General features: G+C 71.3%; 19 protein-coding genes. 11 read left to right on the top strand and 8 right to left on the bottom strand.

The features are described 5' to 3' along the window. Positions 1–48 precede the first annotated feature (48 nt). Entirely contained in the window at positions 49–312 is a 264-nt protein-coding gene (locus tag ACRAKF_RS23790; protein ID WP_016642094.1) for a WhiB family transcriptional regulator, read from the bottom strand. Positions 313–955: 643 nt separating this feature from the next. On the opposite strand from ACRAKF_RS23790, the gene ACRAKF_RS23785 reads away from it, so the two are divergent. Genes ACRAKF_RS23785 through ACRAKF_RS23775 form a run of 3 tightly spaced genes read left to right on the top strand, consistent with a single transcriptional unit; the run spans position 956 to position 3,801 of the window. Further along, positions 956–1,492: a cysteine dioxygenase gene (locus ACRAKF_RS23785; protein ID WP_447039405.1), complete on the top strand. Its 537-nt coding sequence runs from the start codon at positions 956–958 to the stop codon at positions 1,490–1,492. Between the two features lie 33 nt (positions 1,493–1,525). Next, a complete protein-coding gene (cofD, locus tag ACRAKF_RS23780; RefSeq protein ID WP_447039403.1) occupies positions 1,526–2,482 on the top strand; it encodes a 2-phospho-L-lactate transferase in 957 nt (318 codons plus the stop codon). Beyond that, positions 2,479–3,801: a coenzyme F420-0:L-glutamate ligase gene (locus ACRAKF_RS23775; RefSeq protein WP_447039402.1), complete on the top strand. Its 1,323-nt coding sequence runs from the start codon at positions 2,479–2,481 to the stop codon at positions 3,799–3,801. The genes cofD and ACRAKF_RS23775 overlap by 4 nt, the downstream gene beginning before the upstream one ends. 158 nt (positions 3,802–3,959) lie before the next feature. Here the strand turns inward: ACRAKF_RS23775 and ACRAKF_RS23770 are convergent, their stop codons facing one another. The 3 genes from ACRAKF_RS23770 to ACRAKF_RS23760 all read right to left on the bottom strand — a co-directional run bounded on the left by ACRAKF_RS23770 (position 3,960) and on the right by ACRAKF_RS23760 (position 7,762). Next, entirely contained in the window at positions 3,960–4,955 is a 996-nt protein-coding gene (locus ACRAKF_RS23770; RefSeq protein WP_447039401.1) for a DNA-3-methyladenine glycosylase family protein, read from the bottom strand. Positions 4,956–5,046: 91 nt separating this feature from the next. Next, positions 5,047–6,129 carry a sugar phosphate nucleotidyltransferase gene (locus ACRAKF_RS23765; RefSeq protein WP_447039400.1) on the bottom strand — a complete coding sequence of 361 codons (1,083 nt, stop codon included), beginning with the start codon at positions 6,127–6,129 and terminating at the stop codon, positions 5,047–5,049. Between the two features lie 136 nt (positions 6,130–6,265). Next, entirely contained in the window at positions 6,266–7,762 is a 1,497-nt protein-coding gene (locus ACRAKF_RS23760) for a peptidoglycan recognition protein family protein (RefSeq protein WP_447039399.1), read from the bottom strand. A gap of 137 nt (positions 7,763–7,899) precedes the next feature. Here ACRAKF_RS23760 and ACRAKF_RS23755 point away from each other — a divergent pair, with 137 nt between their 5' ends. From ACRAKF_RS23755 to ACRAKF_RS23740, 4 genes are all read left to right on the top strand, one after another. Beyond that, on the top strand, positions 7,900–8,652 hold the full coding sequence (locus ACRAKF_RS23755) for a TIGR03089 family protein (RefSeq protein WP_447039398.1): 753 nt from the start codon (positions 7,900–7,902) through the stop codon (positions 8,650–8,652). Positions 8,653–8,781: 129 nt separating this feature from the next. After that, on the top strand, positions 8,782–10,002 hold the full coding sequence (locus tag ACRAKF_RS23750) for an LCP family protein (protein ID WP_447039397.1): 1,221 nt from the start codon (positions 8,782–8,784) through the stop codon (positions 10,000–10,002). Between the two features lie 225 nt (positions 10,003–10,227). Continuing rightward, complete coding sequence (locus ACRAKF_RS23745) at positions 10,228–11,964, top strand: LCP family protein (protein WP_447039395.1); 1,737 nt, start codon at positions 10,228–10,230, stop codon at positions 11,962–11,964. Positions 11,965–12,051: 87 nt separating this feature from the next. Next, positions 12,052–13,743 carry an LCP family protein gene (locus tag ACRAKF_RS23740; RefSeq protein ID WP_447039394.1) on the top strand — a complete coding sequence of 564 codons (1,692 nt, stop codon included), beginning with the start codon at positions 12,052–12,054 and terminating at the stop codon, positions 13,741–13,743. An 83-nt stretch (positions 13,744–13,826) separates the two neighbouring features. Here ACRAKF_RS23740 and ACRAKF_RS23735 read toward each other — a convergent pair whose 3' ends face one another. Further along, on the bottom strand, positions 13,827–14,891 hold the full coding sequence (locus ACRAKF_RS23735; RefSeq protein ID WP_447039393.1) for a glycosyltransferase family 2 protein: 1,065 nt from the start codon (positions 14,889–14,891) through the stop codon (positions 13,827–13,829). Positions 14,892–15,042: 151 nt separating this feature from the next. On the opposite strand from ACRAKF_RS23735, the gene ACRAKF_RS23730 reads away from it, so the two are divergent. Then, positions 15,043–16,527: an LCP family protein gene (locus ACRAKF_RS23730; RefSeq protein WP_447039391.1), complete on the top strand. Its 1,485-nt coding sequence runs from the start codon at positions 15,043–15,045 to the stop codon at positions 16,525–16,527. A 273-nt stretch (positions 16,528–16,800) separates the two neighbouring features. Here the strand turns inward: ACRAKF_RS23730 and ACRAKF_RS23725 are convergent, their stop codons facing one another. Further along, positions 16,801–17,382 (bottom strand): acyl-CoA thioesterase, encoded by a 582-nt coding sequence (locus ACRAKF_RS23725; RefSeq protein WP_447039389.1) that lies wholly within the window; start codon positions 17,380–17,382, stop codon positions 16,801–16,803. A gap of 129 nt (positions 17,383–17,511) precedes the next feature. On the opposite strand from ACRAKF_RS23725, the gene ACRAKF_RS23720 reads away from it, so the two are divergent. Continuing rightward, positions 17,512–18,843, top strand: a complete 1,332-nt coding sequence (locus ACRAKF_RS23720) for an LCP family protein (RefSeq protein ID WP_447039388.1) — start codon at positions 17,512–17,514, stop codon at positions 18,841–18,843. Positions 18,844–18,994: 151 nt separating this feature from the next. After that, positions 18,995–20,176, top strand: a complete 1,182-nt coding sequence (locus ACRAKF_RS23715; protein ID WP_447039387.1) for a dipeptidase — start codon at positions 18,995–18,997, stop codon at positions 20,174–20,176. A 9-nt stretch (positions 20,177–20,185) separates the two neighbouring features. On the opposite strand, the gene ACRAKF_RS23710 is transcribed toward ACRAKF_RS23715, so the two are convergent. Then, positions 20,186–20,548 carry a VOC family protein gene (locus tag ACRAKF_RS23710; protein ID WP_447039385.1) on the bottom strand — a complete coding sequence of 121 codons (363 nt, stop codon included), beginning with the start codon at positions 20,546–20,548 and terminating at the stop codon, positions 20,186–20,188. A gap of 89 nt (positions 20,549–20,637) precedes the next feature. On the opposite strand from ACRAKF_RS23710, the gene ACRAKF_RS23705 reads away from it, so the two are divergent. Next, a complete protein-coding gene (locus ACRAKF_RS23705) occupies positions 20,638–21,183 on the top strand; it encodes a CGNR zinc finger domain-containing protein (RefSeq protein ID WP_447039383.1) in 546 nt (181 codons plus the stop codon). Positions 21,184–21,220: 37 nt separating this feature from the next. Here the strand turns inward: ACRAKF_RS23705 and ACRAKF_RS23700 are convergent, their stop codons facing one another. Continuing rightward, positions 21,221–22,564 (bottom strand): UDP-glucose dehydrogenase family protein, encoded by a 1,344-nt coding sequence (locus ACRAKF_RS23700; RefSeq protein ID WP_447039382.1) that lies wholly within the window; start codon positions 22,562–22,564, stop codon positions 21,221–21,223. Between the last annotated feature and the right edge of the window lie 17 nt (positions 22,565–22,581).

Genomic DNA, 22,581 nt, shown 5'->3' with positions numbered 1-22,581 from the left:
TGTGTGCCGAATTCGTCGGTGGCACGTGCGTATGTGCGCTGACGCGTCTCAGACCGCGGCCTTCTTCAGCCGGCGGCGCTCGCGCTCCGAGAGACCGCCCCAGATACCGAAACGTTCGTCATTGGCGAGCGCGTATTCGAGGCACTCGGAGCGGACCTCACAAGCGAGGCAGACTTTCTTAGCCTCGCGCGTGGAGCCGCCCTTCTCGGGGAAGAAGGACTCGGGGTCGGTCTGGGCGCACAGCGCGCGCTCCTGCCAGCCGAGTTCCTCGTCCGCGTCCTCGACCAGCAGTTCCTGAACCAGCTCGGTCATCTGCGCCCCTCGTCTGTCTGTGCGTCCCCGTGGTGCTGCCGCTACCGATTTCGGCTGAACGACACGAGTGAAATTACAAGTGTGCCGATCCGGGCCAGTCAAGCCGAGATCTGCTATTGGGCCCCTTATTCACTCTGCGGAACCAAGGCTATGCGGAAAGTGTTCAAATCGGGATAAATCACTACGCCCGCCAGCGGCCCTCCGACACTCGCCCCATCCATCGGCAAAGACGTGGATGTTTGAGTGCCGGTTGCTGCGCCATGTGTCCGGAGAGCCGGGTGCACAAACCTTTCACCTGCCAGATGAACCGGATGAGGTGAAACATGTCTCACATAACGGACAGCAAGTTGACACCAGAGGTGTGAGCCGCTGTTCTGGTGGGCATGCTCGCGAACCTGGCTCTTTCGATGACCCGCACCAGCGGCTCCATCGACGCTGCCCACGCGCGCTGTTGCTGTTCCTGCTCCAGCTGTTGATCTCTTCCAGCTGTAGAGCCTTCTGCCGGCAGGGCTTTCGGGTCCGCTGCCCGTAGAGCCGCTTTCCCCGAGCTCGATCCCTTTCGGTCCATCCCTTTCCGTGATCCCGCGCTCCACCCCATCCTTCGCGACACCCCAGCACTCTTACGTTGAGGAACCACCGCACGATGAACAGCGACAGCGACCTCCAGATCGCCGGCGACCTCCTTGAGGTCCCCCACCTCCTTCAGCCCGCCCGCGAGCACCCCGAGACCGTGGCCGAGTTCGTCGGCCTGGCCCGCGCCATCGCCGCCGACCGCTCCCAGTGGGAGCACCTCGTCCAGTACGACGCCGTCACCCGCTGGTACCACCGCCTGCGCACCGGGCCCGGCTACGAGGTGTGGCTGCTCTCCTGGGTGCCGGGACAGGGCAGCGGCGCGCACGGCCACGGGCGCTCGTCCGGCGTGCTCACCGTCCTCGACGGGGAGCTGACCGAGCGCACGGCGCGGGGCGCGAAGGCGCTCGCGCCCGGCGCGCAGCGCGTCTTCGCGCCGGGGTACGTCCACGAGGTCGTCAACGACTCCCTCGAACCGGCCGTCAGCCTGCACGTCTACTCCCCCGGCCTGACCGAGATGCCGATGCACGCCGCGCGGTGCGCCGCCACAGCGGGCGGGACCGCCGACGGCATCACCGACGACATCACCGGGAATGTCGTGACCGCCTGACGGACTGTCGTACCCGCCTGACATGCTGGACGCATGCGCATTGTGGTTCTGGCCGGCGGCATCGGCGGCGCCCGTTTCCTCCGCGGCCTCAAGAAGGCCGCGCCCGACGCGGACATCACGGTCATCGGCAATACCGGTGACGACATCCACCTGTTCGGGCTGAAGGTCTGCCCCGACCTGGACACCGTGATGTACACGCTCGGCGGCGGCATCAACGAAGAGCAGGGCTGGGGGCGTACGGACGAGACGTTCAAGGTCAAGGAAGAACTCGCGGCGTACGGCGTCGGACCCGACTGGTTCGGGCTCGGCGACCGCGACTTCGCCACGCACATCGTCCGTACGCAGATGCTGGGCGCCGGATATCCGCTCAGCGCCGTCACGCAGGCGCTCTGCGAGCGGTGGCGGCCAGGGGTGCGGCTCATCCCGATGTCCGACGACCGCGTCGAGACCCACGTGGCCGTCACGGTCGACGGCGAGCAGAAGGCCGTGCACTTCCAGGAGTACTGGGTGCGTCTGCGCGCCTCCGTGGACGCGCATGCCGTGGTGCCCGTCGGCGCCGAGCAGGCGAAGCCCGCGCCAGGCGTCCTCGAGGCCATCGCCGAGGCCGACGTCGTGCTCTTCCCGCCGTCGAACCCCGTGGTGAGCGTCGGGACGATCCTCTCCGTGCCCGGCATCCGCGAGGCCATCGCGGATGCGGGCGTGCCGGTCGTCGGGCTCTCCCCCATCGTGGGCGACTCGCCCGTGCGGGGCATGGCCGACAAGGTGCTCGCCGCCGTCGGCGTGGAGACCAGCGCCGCCGCCGTCGCCGAGCACTACGGCAGCGGCCTCCTGGACGGCTGGCTCGTCGACACCGTCGACGAGAGGGCGGTGGAGCGGGTGGAGAGCGCCGGCATCCGGTGCCGCGCCATCCCGCTGATGATGACCGACCTCGACGCCGCCGCGGAGATGGCCCGCCAGGCCCTCGCCCTCGCCTCGGAGGTACGGGCGTGACGTCGCCGTCCTACCGCGTCTGGGCCGTGCCCGGACTGCCCGAGGTGCGGCAGGGCGACGACCTCGCCAAGATGATCGTCGCGGCCGAGCCGGGCCTCGCCGACGGGGACGTGCTCATCGTCACCTCCAAGATCGTCAGCAAGGCCGAGGGGCGGATCGTCGAGGCGGGCGACCGCGAGGCGGCCATCGACGCCGAGACGGTACGGGTCGTGGCGCGCCGCGGGTCCCTGCGGATCGTGGAGAACCGGCAGGGGCTCGTGATGGCGGCCGCCGGGGTCGACGCCTCGAACACGCCGTCGGGGACGGTGCTCCTGCTGCCTGCGGACCCCGACGCCTCGGCCCGTGCCGTGCGGGAAGGGGTGCGGGACGCGCTGGGCGTGGACGTCGGAGTCGTCGTCACCGACACCTTCGGGCGGCCCTGGCGCGCCGGGCTCACCGACGTCGCCATCGGGGCGGCCGGGGTGCGGGTCCTCGACGACCTGCGGGGCGGGACCGACGCGTACGGCAGTCCGCTGAGCGCGACCGTCGTCGCCACCGCCGACGAGCTGGCCGCCGCGGGCGACCTCGTCAAGGGCAAGGCCGCGGGGCTGCCCGTCGCGGTCGTACGGGGGCTGCCGCATGTCGTCGGCTCCACTGAGGCCGGGGCCGGGGCCGGGGCCGACGTGGGGGCGCGGGCGCTGGTGCGTGACGCGCGGGACGACATGTTCCGGCTCGGGACGTCCGAAGCCGTGCGGGAGGCGGTGACGCTCCGCAGGACCGTGCGGGAGTTCACGGACCAGGAGGTCGATCCGGAGGCCGTGCGCAGGGCCGTCGCCGCGGCGGTCACGGCGCCCGCGCCGCATCACACGACGCCGTGGCGGTTCGTGCTGCTGGAGTCCGCCTCTTCGCGGGTCGAGCTGCTCGACGCGATGCGGGACGCGTGGGTCGCGGACCTGCGGCGGGACGGGAAGTCCGAGGAGGCGATCGCTCGGCGGGTGCGGCGGGGGGACGTGCTGCGGAAGGCTCCCTATCTCGTGGTGCCCTGCATGGTCATGGACGGGGCCCATGCGTACGGGGACGCTCGGCGGGACGCTGCCGAGCGGGAGATGTTCGTCGTCTCGGCGGGGGCCGGCGTGCAGAACCTTCTCGTCGCGCTGGCCGGGGAGCGGCTTGGCTCCGCGTGGGTCTCTTCGACGATGTTCTGCCGGGATGTCGTGCGGGATGTACTGGGGCTGCCGGCCTCTTGGGAGCCGATGGGGGCGGTGGCCGTGGGGCATCCGGCGGCGACGCCTCCGGCACGGGAGGCGCGGGGCCTGGACGGCTTCATGGCCGTGCGGTAGCTGGCCTCTGGCCTTGGGCGGCTTCTGGCCGCGGGCCGTCGTTCGTTTTTTGCGCAGTTCCCCGCGCCCCTGACGGCCCCGCGCCCCTGACGGTGCGCAGTTCTCCGCGCCCCTGCGGGGGCTGGGCCGCCGCCGGGGTCTCCGTGTGGCCTGGGGCGTCAGAGTAGGGCGATGTTTGTTCTTGGCATCTTTGGTTTTCTTCGGGGTGGGGTGTGGCCCGTGAGGAGGATCAGGCGGGCCGCCCTGTGGCGTTGGCCCTCGTAGGGGGTCAGGAGGCGCAGCATCTCTTCGTCGTCCGCCTCCCGGTCGTTCGCCAGGGCGTGGCCGATGATGCCCGGGAGGTGGAGGTCACCCACCGTTACCGCGTCGGGGGCTCCGTTGGTGCGCTGCACCGTTTCCGAGGACGTCCAGGGGCCGATGCCCGGGATCAGCTCCAGGCGGGCCCGGGCCTGCGGCGGTTCCATCTCCGCCGCCTCCTCAAGGCGCCGCGCCACCCGTACCGCACGCAGGATCGTCGACGCCCGCTTGTCGTCCACGCCCGCCCTGTGCCACTCCCAGGAAGGGATCAGCGCCCAGGTGCGGGGGGCCGGCATCACGTACAGGTCCGCATGGGGCCCAGGGGCCCGCTCTCCGTGGCCGCGGACCAGGAGGCGCCAGGCCCGGTAGGCCTCCTCCACGGTGATCTTCTGTTCCAGGACGGAGGGGATCAGGGATTCCAGGACCAGGCCCGAGCGCACCAGGCGCAGGCCGGGGCGGCGGCGTGCCGAGGCCGCGACCAGGCGGTGGCGGGGTTCGAAGGCCGCGGGGTCGTCCGCCTCGCCGAGGAGGGTGGGGAGGTGGGCCAGGAGCCAGTCCGCTCCCTCGCCCCAGGCCTCGGCCTCCACCGTGCCGGAGTGCATCGCCACCCGTAGCGTCCCCGGGCCCTCGGGCGTGCGGCTCGCGCGCCACACCGAGCCGTCGGGGGCCGTGCGGAAGGTCGGGTCTCCCGGGCCCCGCCGCAGGGGGCCCAGAGTCAGGCCGAGGTCCAGCGGGAACGGCGGCCGCCACGTGCGGCTCCGGGGCGCGGAGGCCTGGCGCGGCACTCCCCCGGCGGCAGCCGTCTCGCCACCGCGCACCGAGGTGCGAGTGGGGCGCGGGGCGAAACGGGACGACATTGGTACGAGGGTAACGGGGCGACGGCCGCAGCGCGGGCCGGTTCGCCGTGCCGCGCCGTGCAGCGCCTCGCCTCGCCTCGCCCAGAGGTTGTTACTGGTCCGAGGAGAAGCGGACCGCCCCCTGCGGCAGCCTGGCGTCGCACCAGATGCGTACGCCCTCGCGGAGTTCGTTGTCGGCGCCGACGCTCGCCGCGTCACCGATGACCGCTCCCGCGAGCACCGAACGGGCGCCGATCCGCGCGCCCGCGCCGATCAGGGAGTCGGTGATCACCGCTCCCGGTTCGACGACCGCGCCGGCCAGGACCGCGCTGCCCGCGATCCGCGCGCCCTCGCCGATCCGGGCGCCCGCGCCGATCACCGTGCCGCCGGTCAGCTTGGCGTCGGGGGCGACCGAGGCGCCGGGCAGGACCAGGTGCTCGCCGCAGCGGCCGGGGACCGCCGGGGACGGGGCACGGCCGAGGACGAGGTCGGCGGAGCCGCGTACGAACGCCTGGGGCGTGCCCAGGTCGAGCCAGTACGTCGAGTCGACCATGCCCTGGAGATGGGCGCCGGAGGAGAGCAGGTCGGGGAAGGTCTCGCGTTCGACCGAGACGGGGCGGCCCGCGGGGATCGTGTCGATGACCGAGCGGCGGAAGACGTACGCGCCGGCGTTGATCTGGTCGGTGACGATCTCCTCCGGGGTCTGCGGCTTCTCCAGGAAGGCCGTGACCCTGCCGGTCGGATCGGTGGGGACCAGGCCGTACGCCCTGGGGTCCTCGACCCGGGTCAGGTGGAGGGAGACGTCCGCGCCGGACGTCTCGTGGGTGTCGACGAGGGCGCGGATGTCCAGGCCCGTGAGGATGTCGCCGTTGAAGATCAGGACCGGTTCGTCGGGGGCCGAGCGCAGCCGCGACGCCACGTTGCGGATGGCGCCGCCCGTGCCGAGCGGTTCGGTCTCCGTGACGTACTCGATGTGGAGGCCGAGCTCCGAGCCGTCGCCGAAGTACGGCTCGAAGACCTCGGCGAGGTAGGAGGTGGCGAGGACGATGTGTTCCACGCCCGCCGCGCGGGCCCGCGCGAGCTGGTGGGTGAGGAACGGGACGCCCGCCGCCGGAACCATCGGCTTGGGGGTGTGGACCGTGAGGGGTCGCAGCCGGGTTCCCTTGCCGCCGACCAGGAGGATCGCTTCTGTCACCTGTCGTCTCTGCTTCCTGCTGGGGCCGGCCGAACTTGAGTTTCGGCCGGCCAGTGTATGCAGACGGCTGTGCAGATCGTGCAGATAGTGCGATTGGTGCCGTGCGGATGGTGCGATGGGTGCCGTGCGGCCGGCCTCAGCGGCCCTGGAGGCGGGCCGAGATGGACCGGGTCGTGCCGAGCTTCTTGTACAGGCGGGCGCCCGGACATGCCGTGGCAAACCCGTCCCGGTGCCCGGAGATCACCCGGAGCCGGACGTTCGCGCCCTTCTTGTACAGATTGCCACCGCCGGACTTCAGGGTGGTAGTGCCATTCGGATTGCGCCCGTGCAGTCCGAGCTTCCAGGCCGCCAGCCGGGAGACCGCGCTCACGGCCGCCTTCGGCGGATTGACGGTGCTGTACGAGCCGATGACGGCGAACCCGGTGGTGTTGGTGTTGAAACCGAGAGTGTGGGCCCCGAGGACCGGCTTGGCCACACCTCCGGCACGGCCTTCGTAGATGTTTCCGCACTTGTCGACCGCGAAGTTGTAGCCGAGGTCGCGCCAGCCGCTGCTCTTGACGTGGTAGCGGTAGATGCTGCGGAGCACGGACGGCGCCTGTGCGCAGGTGTAGTTGTTGCCCGAAGCGGTGTGGTGCAGGAAGGCGGCCTTCACCGTCTTGGTGTACCCGAAGTTCTTCTCGCGCAGCTTCTCGTCCGCGCCCCAGCCCTTGCGGGTGATGATGCGCGGGCGCGGGCCGATGTAGGGCTTGGCCTTGTCCACGTCGGGCTTGTCGGCCGGGGGCTTGTCCGCCGCGGGCTTGCCTGCCTCGGGCTTGCCCGCCTGCTTGCCCGCCGCGGCGAGCAGGGCCGCCACGGTCTGCTGCTTCGTCAGTTCCGGGATCACGGAGGCGCCGAGTTGGGCGAGCCCGGCGTTCACGGCCGACGTCGCGGCGGCCTCGGCGGTCAGGCCGGCGGTGAGCTTCGGCACGTCGGGCAGGACGCCCAGCGACAAGGCGCCTTGAACGGTGTTGCCCGGGGCCGTGGTGCTCGGGGTCGTGGTGCCCGCGGGCGGGGTCTCGTCCCCTGGGTCGACCAGTTCGAGACGCAGACCGCGGGGCAGGGCGGGAGTCGCGGCGCGGTGCGCGCCGGTGGCGGGCTCCGGGCGGACGCGGATCTCCACGCCGTCGGAGTCACCGACCCACAGGGGCGCCGTCGAACCACGCACCCGGCTCATGGCGCGCTCGGTGGTCTCCGGGTCGGCCGCGTGTTCGTGGTTGTGCGTCTCGACGTCCTGCCAGCCCGACCAGGCGGAGCCGCCGACCGGCCGGGTGCGGACCTGGACGGTCCCGTGCAGTTCGTCTTCCGGGTCGTCCCAGACGACACCGACCAGGGAGTACGGGTGTACGTCACGCCGGGACAGGCCTTGTTCGCCCACCTCCGTGGGGCCGAGGGAGCGCTCGGAGCGGAGCGGGCCGAGCGGAAGCGACTGGGTGCTGCCGGGAACCGCCCCGGCGGCGGTCCCGGCGGGCGGCGGAACGCCGGGCGTCGAGACGCCGGGCGTCGAGGCCCGGGCGCCGGACGTCGGCAGGGTGAGGGGCAGGACCAGGGCGGCCGCGCACGTGACGCCGATCGAGGAAGCAAGGAATCCACGCATACAAGTGATGTTCCTCAATAGGGGACATATATGTCCATTGGGGACTTGACGGACCATCGGCCAGAAGGGGAGTTCCGGTGTTCCCCGCTCCCCCGCCAGGCCGCTGGGCGCCGAGGTGTCCGCGTACTCTTGCGCCCGTGAACGCCAACGACCGCACCCCTGCCGACCTGCTGCGATCCGCGCTCGCCGCGGATCCGGGCCGCCCTCTGGTCACCTTCTACGACGACGCCACGGGCGAGCGCGTGGAATTGTCCGTGGCCACCTTCGCCAATTGGGTGGCCAAGACCGCCAATCTGCTCCAGGGAGACCTCGGCGCCGAGCCCGGCGACCGGGTCGCGCTGCTGCTGCCCGCGCACTGGCAGACGGCCGTCTGGCTGCTCGCCTGTTCGTCGGTGGGAGTGGTCGCGGACGTGGGCGGCGCCCCTGCCGCGGCGGACCTCGTCGTCAGCGGGCCCGAGACGCTGGACGTCGCGCGCGCCTGCTCGGGGGAGCGTGTCGCGCTCGCGCTGCGGCCGCTCGGCGGGCGGTTCCCGCAGCCGCCCGAGGGCTTCGCCGACTACGCGGTCGAGGTGCCGGGGCAGGGGGACCAGTTCGTGCCCTTCGCCCCCGTCGACCCGGCGGGGCCCGCCCTCGCGGTCGCCGGGGAGGAGCTGACCGGTGCCGAGATCGTGGAGCGGGCGCGCGCCGACGCGTCGGGGCAGGGGCTCGGCCCCGGCTCACGCGTACTGTCCGGCCTGCCGTACACCGATTGGCGGGGCCTGAGCGCCGGGCTCTACGCGGCGCTCGCGGCGGGCGGCTCCGTGGTGCTCTGCCGCAACCTCGACCAGCTCTCCGGGGACGGCCTCGCGAAGCGCGTCGAGACCGAACGCGTCACGTCCACCGCGGGCTGACCCCACCCCCTTTGTCCCCCGTCCGGCCCACGCCGCCCCCGGGCCCGCAGGCCCCCGGCGGCGCGTCGGGCCATGGTCGTAGATACGCACCAGGTCGTAGCCACGCAGCCATGAGGGGTGGACGCACACGTGACCGACACCGCAGGGTCGCCCGGCGGGCCGGACGGGACACCGGAGCAGCGGGGGACGCAGGGACCCGGCACGGGCGCGACCCCCACCGGGGTGGGCCTGGGGCGGCGCAGGCGCCGCTGGCTGCACTCGGCGGCGCTCGGCGTGTCCGTCCTGGTGGTCGCCGCGGCCGGCGTCGGGTGGGCGGCGTACAAGAAGCTCGACGGCAACATCACCAGGGACACCGACGCCGCCGCCGAGCTCGAACGGTACGAGAAGGAGCGCCCGACGGCCCTGGTCAACGGCGCGCAGAACATCCTGATGATCGGCTCCGACACGCGCGCGGGTGACAACCGCAAGTACGGCAGGGACCCCGGCACCCAGCGCTCGGACACCACGATCCTGCTGCACCTGGCCGCCGACCGGCAGAGCGCGACCGCCGTGTCGATCCCGCGGGACCTGATGGTGGACATCCCCGGCTGCCTCACGTCGGACGGCTCGCGGACGCGGCCCCGGTTCGCCCAGTTCAACTTCGCGTACGAGTTCGGCGGGACGGCCTGCACCATCCGTACCGTCGAGAAGCTGACCAGGATCCGCGTCGACCACCACATGGTCGTCGACTTCGCGGGGTTCAAGGACATGGTCGACGCCGTGGACGGCGTCGAGGTCTGTCTCACGGCGCCGATCACCGACCCCGATGCCCAGGTGAATCTCGCCCCCGGCCTGCGGACCCTCGACGGCGAACAGGCGCTCGGCTACGTACGGGCCCGCAAGAGCGTCGGCAACGGCAGCGACACCGACCGGATGGACCGTCAGCAGGAGTTCCTCGGGGCGCTCGTCAACAAGGTCCAGAGCAATGACGTCCTGCTGAATCCGGGGAAGCTCTATCCCGTTCTCGACGCGGCCACTTCTTCGCTGACGACCGATCCGGCGCTGGCCAACCTGCGAGGTTTGTACGAACTCGTGCGCGGCATGCGCAATATCCCCACTGAACGAGTGCAGTTTCTGACCGTTCCCAGGAAGTCGTACCTCTACGACGCGAACCGCGACGAGCTGGTCGAGCCCGCCGCGGAGAAACTCTTCACCCGGCTCCGCACCGACGGCCCCGTGGAGGTGGTCCCGAGCCAGGAACCGCCCCCGAACCAGGGCGTCACCGACAGGAAGCCCGACGACCCCCCTCATACGCCGTCACCCGCGCCGACATTCCGGGGCAATACGGCCGCCGAGTCCCCCTGCGAGTAAAACGATTCTCAAGGCAACGCCCCTCCGTACAAAGAAATAGGGCGGATTGCCCAGTTGTAGGGGAGTGGAATGTGTCACCGGCGTCGTCCGGCGCTGAACTGGGCGGATAGTGTGAGCGATCCGGTGCGCCGGGCCTGTGGGCCGCGCACCGCTGAAATGAATGACCGGGCGCCTTCTTGAGGGGGGAAAGGCGCCGCGTGGCCCCGACGGAGGACGCAGACAACCGTGGACGCGCAAGGCGGTGGGCGGGCGGAGAACATCGATCCCGCAGACCAGTGGGTGCTCAACCCGGAAACCGGTGATTACGAATTGCGACTGAGCCCTTCCGCTGGGCAGTCGTCGGTTCCCGCACCCCGTAGATCGACGCCCCGCCGGGGAGGCCGCGGCCGTTCCGTGCCGGACGGCGACAGCCCGCGTCGGCGCGAGCGCGAGGAGCGCCCCGAGGTGCCCGGGCAGCGCAGGCGCCGGATCAAGGAGCCGGAGACCGCGGGCGGCAGACGCAAGCAGAAGCCGAAGAAGTCCAAGGGCAAGAAGCTCCTGGTGTGGACCGGCGGCTCGTTGGCGTTTCTGCTGGTCACTGGGTGTGTGGGCGGGTACCTCTACTACCAGCACCTCAACGACAACATCAACGCGGTCGACGCCGACGGCGCGAGCACCGGCGGCTTCAGCAAGGACCGGGCCATCAACGTCCTGGTGATCGGCACCGACAAGCGCAGCGGTGACGGCAACAAGGGCTACGGCGACGAGGGCAGCCTCGGGCACGCCGACACGACGATTCTGCTGCACGTCTCCAAGGACCGTACGAACGGCACCGCGTTGAGCATCCCGCGCGACATGATCACCGACATTCCGGACTGCCCGACGACGCAGGAGGACGGCAGCACGAAGACCATCCCCGGCTCGAAGAACGTCCGGTTCAACCAGAGCCTCGGCCAGAACGAGCGCACGCCGAGCTGCACCATGCGTACGGTCACCAAGATCACGGGGATCAAACCCGACCACTTCATGGTGGCCGACTTCAACGCGGTCAAGACGCTCTCCAGCGCGGTCGGCGGCGTGGACGTCTGTCTCGCCAAGGACATCGACGACCCCGACTCGCACCTCAAGCTGCCCGCGGGCAAGCACACCCTGGACGGCGAGGAGGCGCTCGCGTTCGTCCGCACCCGCCACTCGGTGGGCACCGGCGGCGACTTGAGCCGGATCGAGCTCCAACAGCAGTTCCTCAGCTCGCTGATGCGCAAGCTGAAGTCGAACGACACGCTGACCAACCCGAAGAAGATGTTCTCCCTCGCCGAGGCCGGCACCAAGGCCCTCACCGTCGACTCCACGATCGGCGACATCATGAAGCTCCGTGACCTCGGCATGGAGCTCGGCAAGCTCGACGTGAAGAACCTGAGCTTCGCCACGACGCCGGTCGTCGACAACCCGGCCGAGAAGGTGCACACCACGGTCGTGCTCAACCCCGGCAAGGCGAACCCGCTGTTCGCGATGTTGCGCGCCGACCAGTCGCTGACCGCGGTGAAGAAGAAGGAGAAGAAGGAGAAGGCCGAGGTGGCCGCCCGCCTCAAGGGCCCCAAGGCCGACCCCTCCGAGGTCCGGGTGGACGTCTACAACGGCAGCGGCCAGACCGGCGCCGCTCAGACAACTCTCACGTGGCTACAGAACAATGAGGGCGTGCTGAAGTCCACGCAACTGGGGAACGCGCCCGAGGTGATCAAGAAGACGATGCTTGAGTACGGCCCTGACGAGGCGGACCAGGCCCGTCGGCTCGCCGACCTCATGGGTCTGCCCGGCTCCGCCATGAAGCCGGGCAAGGGCGAGAAGAACGCCCAGGGACTTCCTGCCGTGAAGCTGACGCTCGGCGGCGATTTCAAGGGCGCGGGGAAGCCCATCGTCCCGCCGACGAAGGCGCCGGCGGGCATTCAGAAGGTTGAAGCAGACAAGACTGTCTGTGCCAAGTGACCTGAAGCGGTCGTTCTGCGTCTAACAATGAGCCAAGGCGTCGCGGGCCGGGCGCAGTTCGGGAACTGGGGCGGGGAGGGGCTGGGGATGAGGCAGAGCAGCGTGCGTAAGGAGGGGGCAAGGAAACGTGCCCCGCACGCGAGTGATCATGGCTGGGGCAAGGGCCCACGTGAGGGCGACGCGCCTCCCGGCGGTTCTCAGGACGGGCCCGGCGCCACCGCGAGGAAGAGCGACGGCGCGCCACCGGCCGGTGCGGGCCGACGGCGCCACGGTGCGGGCGGCGGCGCCCGGCCGCCGAAGCCCAAGCGCCGCGTGCTGCGCTGGTCGGCGACGATCCTGTCGGTGCTGATACTGGGCACGGCAGGCGCCGGGTTCCTCTACTACCAGTACCTCAACGGCAACATAGATACGGACGACCTGAACCTCGGCGAGCACCGGGCCCCCGAGCCCACGCCCAACGCCGCCGGTCAGACGCCGCTGAACATCCTGCTCATCGGGTCGGACGCACGGGACTCCAAGGCGAACCAGAAGCTCGGCGGCGCCAAGGACACCTTCGGCTCGCCGCCGCTCGCGGACGTGCAGATGCTGCTGCACCTCTCGGCCGACCGCAGCAACATGTCCGTGGTCAGCATGCCGCGTGACACCCTGCTCCAGATCCCCAAGTGCACGGACCCCGACGACGGCAAGGTCTACCCGGAGACCGGGCCGCGGTACATGACGAACGAGTCCCTGGGCCGCGGCGGTCCCGGCTGCACGGTCGCCACCTGGGAGAAGCTCACCAACATCCACATCAACCACTTCATGATGGTCGACTTCGCGGGTGTGGTCTCCATGGCGGACGCCATCGGAGGCGTGCCGGTCTGCGTGGACAAGAACATCCACTCGCGCACCAGCGGCGGCAAGGGCTCGGGCCTGAAGCTGAAGAAGGGCACCACGGAGATCAAGGGCGAGCAGGCCCTGCAGTGGCTGCGCACCCGCTACGGCTTCGAGGGCGGCACCGACATCAGCCGGGCCAAGGCCCAGCACATGTACATGAACGCGCTGGTCCGCAAGCTCCGCGAGAACACCGGCCTGACCAGCCCCAACAAGCTCCGCAAGCTCGCCGACAAGGCGACGAGGGCGCTCAAGGTGGACGACGGTCTGGGCGACATCAAGGAGCTGTACGACCTCGGCAACGAGCTCAAGAAGGTCTCGCCGGGCCGTACGACGATGACCACCATGCCGTTCGAGTACGTCGGCGCGCGCGTCATCCCCAAGCCCGGCGACGCCGAGCAGCTGTTCCGTCTCGTACGCGACGACATCCCGCTGGACGGCAAGGGCAAGAAGAAGAAGGTTGAGGAAAAGCCGTCGGACGACCCGGCGGCCGCGGACGACAAGATCGCGGTGCAGGTGCAGAACGGCACGGGCACCACGGCCGAGCCCGCGGTCAGCGGCCGGGCGAGCACGGTGGCGCAGCTCCTCGCGGGCAAGGGCTTCACCAAGGCGACGCCGGACACCACGTCGGCCCTGACCGAGGCGAAGACCGTCGTCCGCTACCCCAGTGTCGACCTGGAGGGCGACGCCCAGCGGGTCGCCAAGTCCCTGGGGCTCCCCCTCAGTTCGGCGAAGAAGTCCACGGACGTCTCCGGGGTCACGCTGGTCGTCGGCGCCGACTGGCGCGAGGGTGACACGCCGCCCAAGGCGAAGAAGAAGGACGACTCCACGCCGGAGTCGGCGGACGCGCTCAGCGGCTCCGACAAGAAGGCGTGCATGAAGGTGGACCCGAACTACAGCTGGTGACACCGACGGCCGCGGCCCGGCTCCTCCCCTGCGGGTGGAACCGGGCCGCGGCCGCGTGCGGTGAGGGCGCCCACCAGAGGCGCTCAGGCCCCCTGCGTCTCCTGCGTCTCTTGGGTCTGCTGCGTCTCCCCCAGGACCGCGGGGCGGCGCGAGGCGATGACCTTCTTGGCCAGCGCGCGCGGGCTGGTGAGGAAGCCCCAGCCCCACGACATGTGCATTGTCGCGAGCGCCACCGGGATCTTCAGGCGCGCCTTCAGCGGCAACCCCTTGCCCGCGGGGACGGAGCCCGCCACGATCGCCGCGAGGTAGCCGCCGGGGATCACGAAGCCCCACGGCGTCAGGGCCGCGCCGACCACGATGCCCGCCGCTATCGCGCAGACCGCGGTCGGCGGCGCGAGGTAGCGGAGGTTGATGGAGCCCTCGTGGTAGCGCGCGACGACGTGGCGCCAGCGGCCGTAGTCCTTGTACTGCTTGGCGAGGGCCCTCACGCTCGGCCGCGGGCGGTAGGAGACCTTCAGCTCGGGCGAGAACCAGATGAGGCCGCCGGCCTCGCGGATGCGGAAGTTCAGCTCCCAGTCCTGGGCGCGGATGAACTCCACGTTGTAGCCGCCCTGCTGCTCCAGGGCCTCGCGGCGGAAGACGCCGAGGTAGACCGTGTCGGCCTGCTGTGCCTCGCCGCCGGTGTGGAAGGCGGCGTTGCCCACACCGATCTTCGACGTCATGGCCGCGGCGACCGCGTGCTCCCAGTCGTTCTGTCCCTCGGCGTGCATGATGCCGCCGACGTTCATCGCGCCGGTCTCCTCAAGGAGGCGGACCGCGGTCGTGATGTACCCCGGCGAGAGCGCGGCGTGGCCGTCCACGCGCACCACGACCGGGTACCGGGACGCCTTGATGGCGGCGTTCAGCGCCGCGGGGGTGCGCCCCGTCGGGTTCGGCACCGTGTGCACCCGGGGGTCCTCGCTGACCAGCTCGGCGGCGATCTCGTCCGTGCGGTCGGTGGAGGGGCCGAGCGCGACGACGACCTCCATCTCGCCCGCGTACTCCTGACGCAGGATCGCGTGGACTGCCTCACGCAGGTGCCGCTCCTCGTTGAGGACGGGCATGATCACGGATACGGCTGGAGGCTGCGCCTCGGACTTCGCGTTCATCACGCGTCACGTTACCGCGAATGGGGGACACGGGCGCGCGCCGTCCGGGTCGCTACCGCGGGCCGCATTTCGTATGGCATTACGTTTCTCGGGTCCCCCGGCCGTCGACCACTCCCGGCCCAGGTCCGTTATCCGCGGAGGTGTCCCCCACGTGCCCGCACCGCCCCGCCGCCCCGCCTTCCCACCGCGCCGCCCCCGGCCGCCGCAGCAGGAGCACGGGCCCGCCCCGCGGAAGCACGTGGGGCGGCGGAAGCGGCCGCGGTGGGGGATGCGGACGGCGGTCGCGAGCTCCGTCCTCGTGCTCGCCGCGGCCGGGATCGGGCACTCCGTGGTGACGACGCTGGACACCGGGATCAAGCGGATCGACGCCTTCAAGGACATGAAGAACCGGCCGCCGGCGGGCAACGGCATGAACGTCCTGCTGGTCGGCACCGACGGCCGCGACAAGCTCACGTCCCGGGAGAAGACGAAGTACCGCCTCGGGGGCGCGCCCTGCCACTGCACGGACACGGTCATGATCGTGCACATCTCGGAGAACAGGGACCGCGCGAGCGTCGTCAGCCTGCCCAGGGACTCGTACGCCGATCTGCCCGCGCACACCGACCGGAACACCGGCAAGCGGCACGACCCGCACCCCAACAAGCTCAACGCGGCGTTCGCGGAGGGCGGGCCGAATCTGACGGTGCGGACCGTGGAGAGCATGACGAAGGTGAAGATCGACCACTATCTGGAGGTCGACTTCCTCAGCTTCATGAAGACGGTGGACGTGCTCGGCGGGGTGGACATCTGCACGGCCAAGCCGCTCAACGACTCCCACACCGGCCTCGACCTGCCGGTCGGCACGCACGCGCTGAACGGCGGCCAGGCCTTGCAGTACGTGCGTTCGCGGTACGTCGACGGGGCCTCCGACCTCGGCCGGATGCAGCGCCAGCAGAAGTTCCTCGCGGCGCTCATCGCGAAGGCGACCAGCAGCGGCGTACTGCTGAATCCGGTCAAGTTCCGCGACGTCACGCGGACCCTGCTGGGCTCGGTCCGTGCGGACAAGGGCTTCGGTACGGGCGAGATGCTGGACCTCGGGCGGGCGATGCGGGGCTTCTCGCCGTCGTCGTCGGAGTTCACGACCGTGCCGCTCGCCACGGAGGAGGTGGAGCTGCCGGGCATCGGCTCGACCCTGAAGTGGCACCCGGCGAAGGCCGCGAAGCTGTTCGACGCGCTGCGCGAGGACCGGCCGCTGGCCGCGCACGACGGGCGCAGGGCGACGCTGGTCAGCGTCTCGCCGCAGCAGATCCAGGTGCAGGTGGAGAACGGGGCGGCGACGCCCGGACTGGGCAAGCGGGTCGACTCGGCGCTGCGGTCCACCGGGTTCCTCACCACGGGGACGCCGACCGACGTGCCGAACGCCGCTGAGGCCCCGGCCCCGCGGACCGTCGTCGCCTTCGACCCCCGCTGGGACCGCTCGGCCAAGACCCTCGCGACGGCCCTGCCGGGGTGCGAGCTGCGGAAGGTCGAGGGCCAGGGCCCGGTCCTGAAGGTGATCGCGGGGCGGGACTACAAGGGAGTGCGTCCGGTACGGGCGGAGGACACGCTTCAGGGCGAGTTCGGCGTGGTCACCGGGGACCAGGTCGCCTGCCCCTGATCAGACTCTCAGAGCCTGTGTCATAACCCCGGTCGGATCAGCGCGCGGCGTCATGGGGGTCCCCCCTGCTCAAGCGAAGTCGAGAGCTTGGGGGAGCGTGCGATCGCAAGGCGCCGGAGCGTCCTCGATGGGGGTCCCCCCAGGCCCTTCAGGCCTGGGGGAGGAGCTACTAGGGCGTTTCGGCAACGCCGATGGGGGTCCCCCCGCGCCGTTCAGGCGTGGGGGAGTGCGTGCCAGGCGTCGCGCGCCCGGCCGGGGTTATGACACAGGCTCTCAGTCGTCGAAGCCCTCGGCGGCCCGTGCCTCGCGGAGCTCCTTGATCGCCCGGCGGCGCGCGAGGCGGTGCGTCCGGCGGATCTGGGCCTCCTGGTAGCGGCGGCGGTCGCGGTCGGTCTCCGCGATGACCGGAGGGACCGTACGGGGCTTGCCGTCCGCGTCGACGGCGGCGAAGACGAGGTAGGCGGAGCCGACCTGCTGAGCGGGCGTCGACTCGTTCCAGCGCTCGGCGAGGACCCGGACGCCGACCTCCATGGAGCTGCGTCCGGTCCAGTTGACCTGGGCCTTCACATGGACCAGGTCACCGACGCGGACCGGTTCGAGGAAGGCCATCTCGTCCATGGACGCGGTGACCGCGGGGCCGCCCGAGTGCCGTCCCGCGACGGCTCCGGCCGCGTCGTCCACCAGCTTCATGATCACGCCGCCGTGCACCGTCCCGAGGAGGTTGGTGTCGCCGTGGGTCATGATGTGGCTGAGCGTGGTGCGGGACGCCGAGGTCGGCTTGCCGGGAACCGCCCCGGGGTCCTGGGGGTTTTCCCCCGAAATGGACGCTGCCGGACCGGTGGCCTGATCTGTCATGCCCTCCACCCTATGCCGGACCTGTCTCGGCCCTTGCCCGGGCCTCTGTGCATCAGCTCTGCAACAGCCCTGGCCCGAAATCCCGACCGGCCTGTAAGTGGCGCGGCCCGGCACTGCACACTGGGCCACATGAGCGATTGGCCAGACGATCAGGCGGGCGGCCGCGGGTACGGCCGCGGCAGCGGCAATCCCCGGCCCGACAGCGCCCGCGTGATGCGGCACGTCCAGCGCGGCGGGCCCTCGCAGCCCGCGGGCCCGCCGCCCGGCGGCGTCCCGCAGCAGCCCGGGCCCGGCGACGGCAGCGGCGGGTCGTACGGCGACGCCCGCGACGCCGTCTTCGAGCCGCGCACCCCGAACCAGCGGGAGCACGCCCAGGGCTACGACAGCGGCTACAACACCGGCCAGGTCTACGGCGGGCAGGGTGGCGGCAACGGCGGCGACGGCGGTACGGGACAGCCGCCCCGCGCCCCGCGCCCCGCGCCGAACTGGCGCCGCCGCATCAAGATCGGGTCGATCGCACTGGTCTCGGTGCTCGTCGTGACGACGGTCGCCACGTACTTCTGGGCGGACGGCAAGCTCAAGCGGGAGGTCGACCTCTCCAAGGTCATCGAGCGTCCCGACGGCGGCGCGGGCACGAACTACCTGATCGTGGGCTCCGACAGCCGCGAGGGCATGTCCGCCGAGGAGAAGAAGAAGCTCCACACGGGCTCGGCCGACGGCAAGCGCACGGACTCGATGATGATCCTGCACGTCGCGGACGACGGCGGGAACACGATGATCTCGCTGCCCCGCGACTCGAACGTCACGATCCCCTCCTTCAAGGGCGCGGAGTCCGGCAAGCTCTACCCGAACCAGGGCCGCCAGGTGAAGCTGAACGCCGCGTACGCGGAGGACGGCCCCGAGCTCCTCGTACGGACCGTCGAGTACAACACCGGCCTCAAGATCGACCACTACGCGGAGATCGGCTTCGGCGGCTTCGCCAAGATCGTGGACGCGGTCGGCGGCGTCGAGATGGACATCCCCAAGGGCTTCAAGGACAAGAAGTCGGGTGCCGACTTCGAGGCGGGCAAGCAGACCCTCGACGGCGAGCAGGCGCTGGCCTTCGTCCGTACGCGTTACGCGCTGCCCGGCAGCGACCTGGACCGCACGAAGAACCAGCAGAAGTTCCTCGCGGCCCTCGCCAACCAGGCGGCGACGCCCGGCACGGTCATGAACCCGTTCAAGCTCTACCCGACGATGGGCGCGGGCCTGGACACGCTGATCGTCGACAAGGACATGGGGCTCACCGACGTGGCCTCCATGTTCTGGGCGATGAAGGGCGTCACCGGCGGCGACGGCAAGTCCATGAACATGCCGCTCGCGGGCTCGGCCGGCGGCAACCTCCTCTGGGACAAGGCGAAGGTCAAGCAGCTCGTCGAGGAGCTCAACAACGACGAGAAGGTGACCGTCTCGGACAACTGAGGCCGGTCTCGGGCAACTGAGGCCGCGCCGGGCGCAACTGGGGCCCTCCCGGGGGCCGGTGTACCCCGAACGCCCCGCCCGCCGCGAACCCCCGGCTCCGGCGTGCCACGGTGGTGCTGACCTGCCACCGCGATCTCCGGAGCCCCTAGTCATGGCGGATCTACAGGACGAACTCAACACCACCGCCAAGGCCGGGGAGAAGGACCCGCTCCCCGACCCGGCCGAGCTCCTCCCCGAGATTCCCGAGCCGCTCCCCGCACCGGACCTCGGCTCCGCGCCGGACCTCGACTCCGCCCAGGACCTCGGCTCCGCGCCGGCCGCCGATCCCGGAACGGAGGCACGCGCGCGTGCCCTGCTTGACGCGCACCCTGTCGCCGACGGCTACAGCGGTCTGCCGTGGACGCTGCGCGAGCTGCCCTGGCACGACTTCGAGACGGGCGACCACGGCCTGCAGAGCGACATCCCCCGGCTGCGCACGGGCGGCGTCGGCGCGCAGCTCTGGTCGGTGCACGTGCCCGAGGGGCTGAGCGGTGACCGGGCCGTCGCGGAGACCCTCGAACAGATCGACTTCGTCCAGCGCGTCGTCCGCGCCCATCCCGAGGCGCTGCGGCTCGCCCGCGACGCCTCTGAGGCCGCCGACGCGCGCAACTGCGGGCGCATCGCGACGCTGATCGGTCCGGCCCGCGGTGCCGCGCTCGGCGGCTCGCTCGGCACGCTGCGCGCGCTGCGCAGCCTCGGCGTGTGCGCGGTCACGCTCTCCGGTACGCCGTGGGCGGGGCCGGGCGGTCTCACCGCCTTCGGCGAGGAGGTCGTACGGGAGATGAACCGGCTCGGGGTGCTCGCGGACCTCTCCGGCGCCTCCGAGGCGACGGCGCGGCGGGCCCTCGCGGTCTCCAAGGCTCCGGTGATCTTCACCCGCTCCGGCGCGCGGGCCGTGCGCGAGCACCCGGCGAACCTCTCGGACGAACTGCTCGCCGCGGTGGGCGCCGCCCAGGGGCTGTGCCTGGTGCCGCTGGCCGTCGAGCGGACGGGCGGCTCGGTGGGCGACGTCGCGGACCACCTCGACCATGTGCGCCGCCTCGCGGGCGCGCAGTGCGTGGGCCTCTCCGGTACGTACGACACTCCGTACCCGCACCCCGAGGGGCTCGCCGACACCGCCGGGTACCCGCGGCTCATCGCCGAGCTCCTCGACCGGGGCTGGCCCGAGGCCGACATCGCGCTGCTGACCTGGGGCAACATGCAACGCGCCCTGCGCGGCGCCGACTTCACGGCGCGTGCCACGCGGCTGCGCAGGGCGGCGTCCACGGCCCGCATGGAGCACCTGGACGGCTGACCTTTGCCCTCAGCAGGCGCAGAGGCAGAACGGGTGGCCCGCGGGGTCGGCGTAGACCCGCCAGGTGCGGGCGCGGTCGTCGGCTTCGAGGACCGTGGCGCCGAGCTTCAGGACCTCCTTCTCGGCGGCGTCCATGTCGTCCACGGTGAGGTCCAGGTGGAACTGCTGCGAGCCGTCGGGGCGCGGCCACACGGGCGGTACGTGTCCGGGGGCCTCCTGGAAGGCGAGGCCGGTGCCGCCGTGGCCTTTCAGGTCATACCACCCCTCGTCACCCTTGCTGGGGGTGCCGCCGATGACTGCGGCGTAGAACTCCGCCAGGGCCAGTGGGTCGGGACAGTCGAGGACGACGGCGCCGAGCTTGGCGAAAGCCATGATTCCTCCGGGGGAGAGAATTACCACTTGACCGGCGTCAGCCGGTAACCGTTACTTGATGATCCCCCACTGGCGGTAACGTCGCAACCATGAATGCCAGAACGCCCGCTCCGGGCGGACTCGCGCTGGTGCAGGACCTCGTCAACTCGCTGGACGTGGAGTCGGGCGCGGACGCGCTGGACACGGCGGCGGGTCGGAACGCCTTCGGTCTCGCTCCCGGGGACGTGGCGGCGGCGCGCGAGCTGCGGGAGTCCCTGCGGGCGGCCTGCCTCGCCCACGCGGGGCATCCGCCGCACGGGCCGGTGCGGGATCTGACGGGGCTCCTCGCGGCGGGACCGCTGGTGGTGCGGGTCGACGCCGGGACGGGCGCCGCGTCACTCGGACCCGCCGACGCGTCCACCCTCACGGCACGGGTGGCGTCGGCGATCGCCGAAGGCATCACGGAGGGGACCTGGCGGCGTCTCAAGGCCTGCGAGGCGGCGGACTGTCTCTGGGCCTACTACGACCGCAGCCCGGCGGGGCGCGGCCGCTGGTGTGACATGGCCGTCTGCGGAGCCCGCGCGAAGATGCGGGCGTACCGGGCGCGGAAGGGCGCGGGGGGCGCGGGGGGCGCCGCTGCCGTGGGCGGCGGCTGACGGCCGGGCGGCGCGCCGCGGCCGTGGCGGGGGTTCGTCAGGCGGTGGGCCTGCCCATCGCCCGGTAGGTCCAGCCCGCGGCGCGCCAGGTCTCGGGGTCGAGGGCGTTGCGGCCGTCGAGGATGACCGGGGTCGTCGCCACCGAGGCGAGTTCCGCCGGGTCCAGCTCGCGGAACTCGCGCCACTCCGTGAGGTGCAGGACGACGTCCGCGCCGCGTACCGCCTCCATCGCCGTGTCCGCGTAGCCGAGGGTGGGGAAGAGGCGGCGGGCGTTGACCATGCCCTTCGGGTCGTACACCGTGACCTGGCCGCCCTGGAGGTGGATCTGGCCGGCGACGTTGAGGGCGGGCGAGTCACGGACGTCGTCGGAGTCCGGCTTGAACGTGGCGCCGAGCACCGCGACCCGCTTGCCGAGGAAGGCACCGCCGCCGAGCGCCTCGCGCGCCATCTCGACCATCTGGCCGCGCCGCCGCATGTTGATGGAGTCGATCTCGCGGAGGAAGGTCAGCGCCTGGTCGGCGCCGAGCTCACCGGCGCGCGCCATGAACGCCCGGATGTCCTTCGGCAGACAGCCGCCGCCGAAGCCGATCCCGGCCCGCAGGAACTTCTTTCCGATGCGGTCGTCGTGCCCCAGCGCCTCGGCCAGCTTCATGACGTCGCCGCCCGCGGCCTCGCACACCTCCGCCATGGCGTTGATGAAGGAGATCTTCGTGGCGAGGAAGGAGTTCGCCGAGGTCTTCACCAGCTCCGAGGTCGGGAAGTCCGTGACGACGAAGGGCGAGCCCTCCGCGATCGGCGTCGCGTACACCTCGCGGAGCAGCTTCTCCGCGCGCTCGCTGCGGACGCCGACCACGATGCGGTCGGGGTGCAGCGTGTCCTTGACGGCGAAGCCCTCCCGCAGGAACTCCGGGTTCCAGGCCAGCTCGACCTGGTCGCCCGCCGGGGCCAGCTCCGTCAGGCGCGCCGCGAGCCGGTCCGCGCTGCCCACCGGCACGGTGGACTTGCCGACGACGAGCGAAGCCTTGGTGAGGTGCTTGGCGAGGGATTCCAGAGCGGTGTCCACGTAGGACATGTCGCAGGCGTACTCGCCGTGCTTCTGCGGGGTGTTCACGCAGATGAAGTGGACGTCGCCGAAGTCCGCGGCCTCCGCGGGGTCCATCGTGAAGCGCAGCCGCCCGCTGGCGCCCTCGATCCCGGCGACGTGCTTGCGCAGCAGCTCCTCCAGGCCGGGCTCGTACATCGGGACCTCGCCCCGCTGGAGCATCTCGATCTTGTCGGGTACGACGTCAAGGCCGAGCACCTCGAAGCCCAGTTCGGCCATGGCCGCGGCGTGCGTGGCGCCGAGATAGCCGGTGCCGATCACAGTGATCTTGAGGGCCATGCGGTGCTCCAGGGGTG

The sequence above is a fragment of the Streptomyces sp. DSM 118878 genome, assembly GCF_052936595.1.
Note: the sequence above shows the minus strand (reverse complement) of the source record. Positions and strands in the feature narration are given on the sequence as shown.

Bases quoted from the DNA above. Each gene is read 5' to 3' on its own strand.
- ACRAKF_RS23790 (WP_016642094.1), bottom strand. From the start codon at position 312: ATGACCGAGCTGGTTCAGGAACTGCTGGTCGAGGACGCGGACGAGGAA.
- ACRAKF_RS23785 (WP_447039405.1), top strand. From the start codon at position 956: ATGAACAGCGACAGCGACCTCCAGATCGCCGGCGACCTCCTTGAGGTC.
- cofD (WP_447039403.1), top strand. From the start codon at position 1,526: ATGCGCATTGTGGTTCTGGCCGGCGGCATCGGCGGCGCCCGTTTCCTC.
- ACRAKF_RS23770 (WP_447039401.1), bottom strand. From the start codon at position 4,955: ATGTCGTCCCGTTTCGCCCCGCGCCCCACTCGCACCTCGGTGCGCGGT.
- ACRAKF_RS23760 (WP_447039399.1), bottom strand. From the start codon at position 7,762: ATGCGTGGATTCCTTGCTTCCTCGATCGGCGTCACGTGCGCGGCCGCC.
- ACRAKF_RS23740 (WP_447039394.1), top strand. From the start codon at position 12,052: ATGAGGCAGAGCAGCGTGCGTAAGGAGGGGGCAAGGAAACGTGCCCCG.
- ACRAKF_RS23735 (WP_447039393.1), bottom strand. From the start codon at position 14,891: ATGAACGCGAAGTCCGAGGCGCAGCCTCCAGCCGTATCCGTGATCATG.
- ACRAKF_RS23725 (WP_447039389.1), bottom strand. From the start codon at position 17,382: ATGACAGATCAGGCCACCGGTCCGGCAGCGTCCATTTCGGGGGAAAAC.
- ACRAKF_RS23720 (WP_447039388.1), top strand. From the start codon at position 17,512: ATGAGCGATTGGCCAGACGATCAGGCGGGCGGCCGCGGGTACGGCCGC.
- ACRAKF_RS23715 (WP_447039387.1), top strand. From the start codon at position 18,995: ATGGCGGATCTACAGGACGAACTCAACACCACCGCCAAGGCCGGGGAG.
- ACRAKF_RS23710 (WP_447039385.1), bottom strand. From the start codon at position 20,548: ATGGCTTTCGCCAAGCTCGGCGCCGTCGTCCTCGACTGTCCCGACCCA.
- ACRAKF_RS23705 (WP_447039383.1), top strand. From the start codon at position 20,638: ATGAATGCCAGAACGCCCGCTCCGGGCGGACTCGCGCTGGTGCAGGAC.
- ACRAKF_RS23700 (WP_447039382.1), bottom strand. From the start codon at position 22,564: ATGGCCCTCAAGATCACTGTGATCGGCACCGGCTATCTCGGCGCCACG.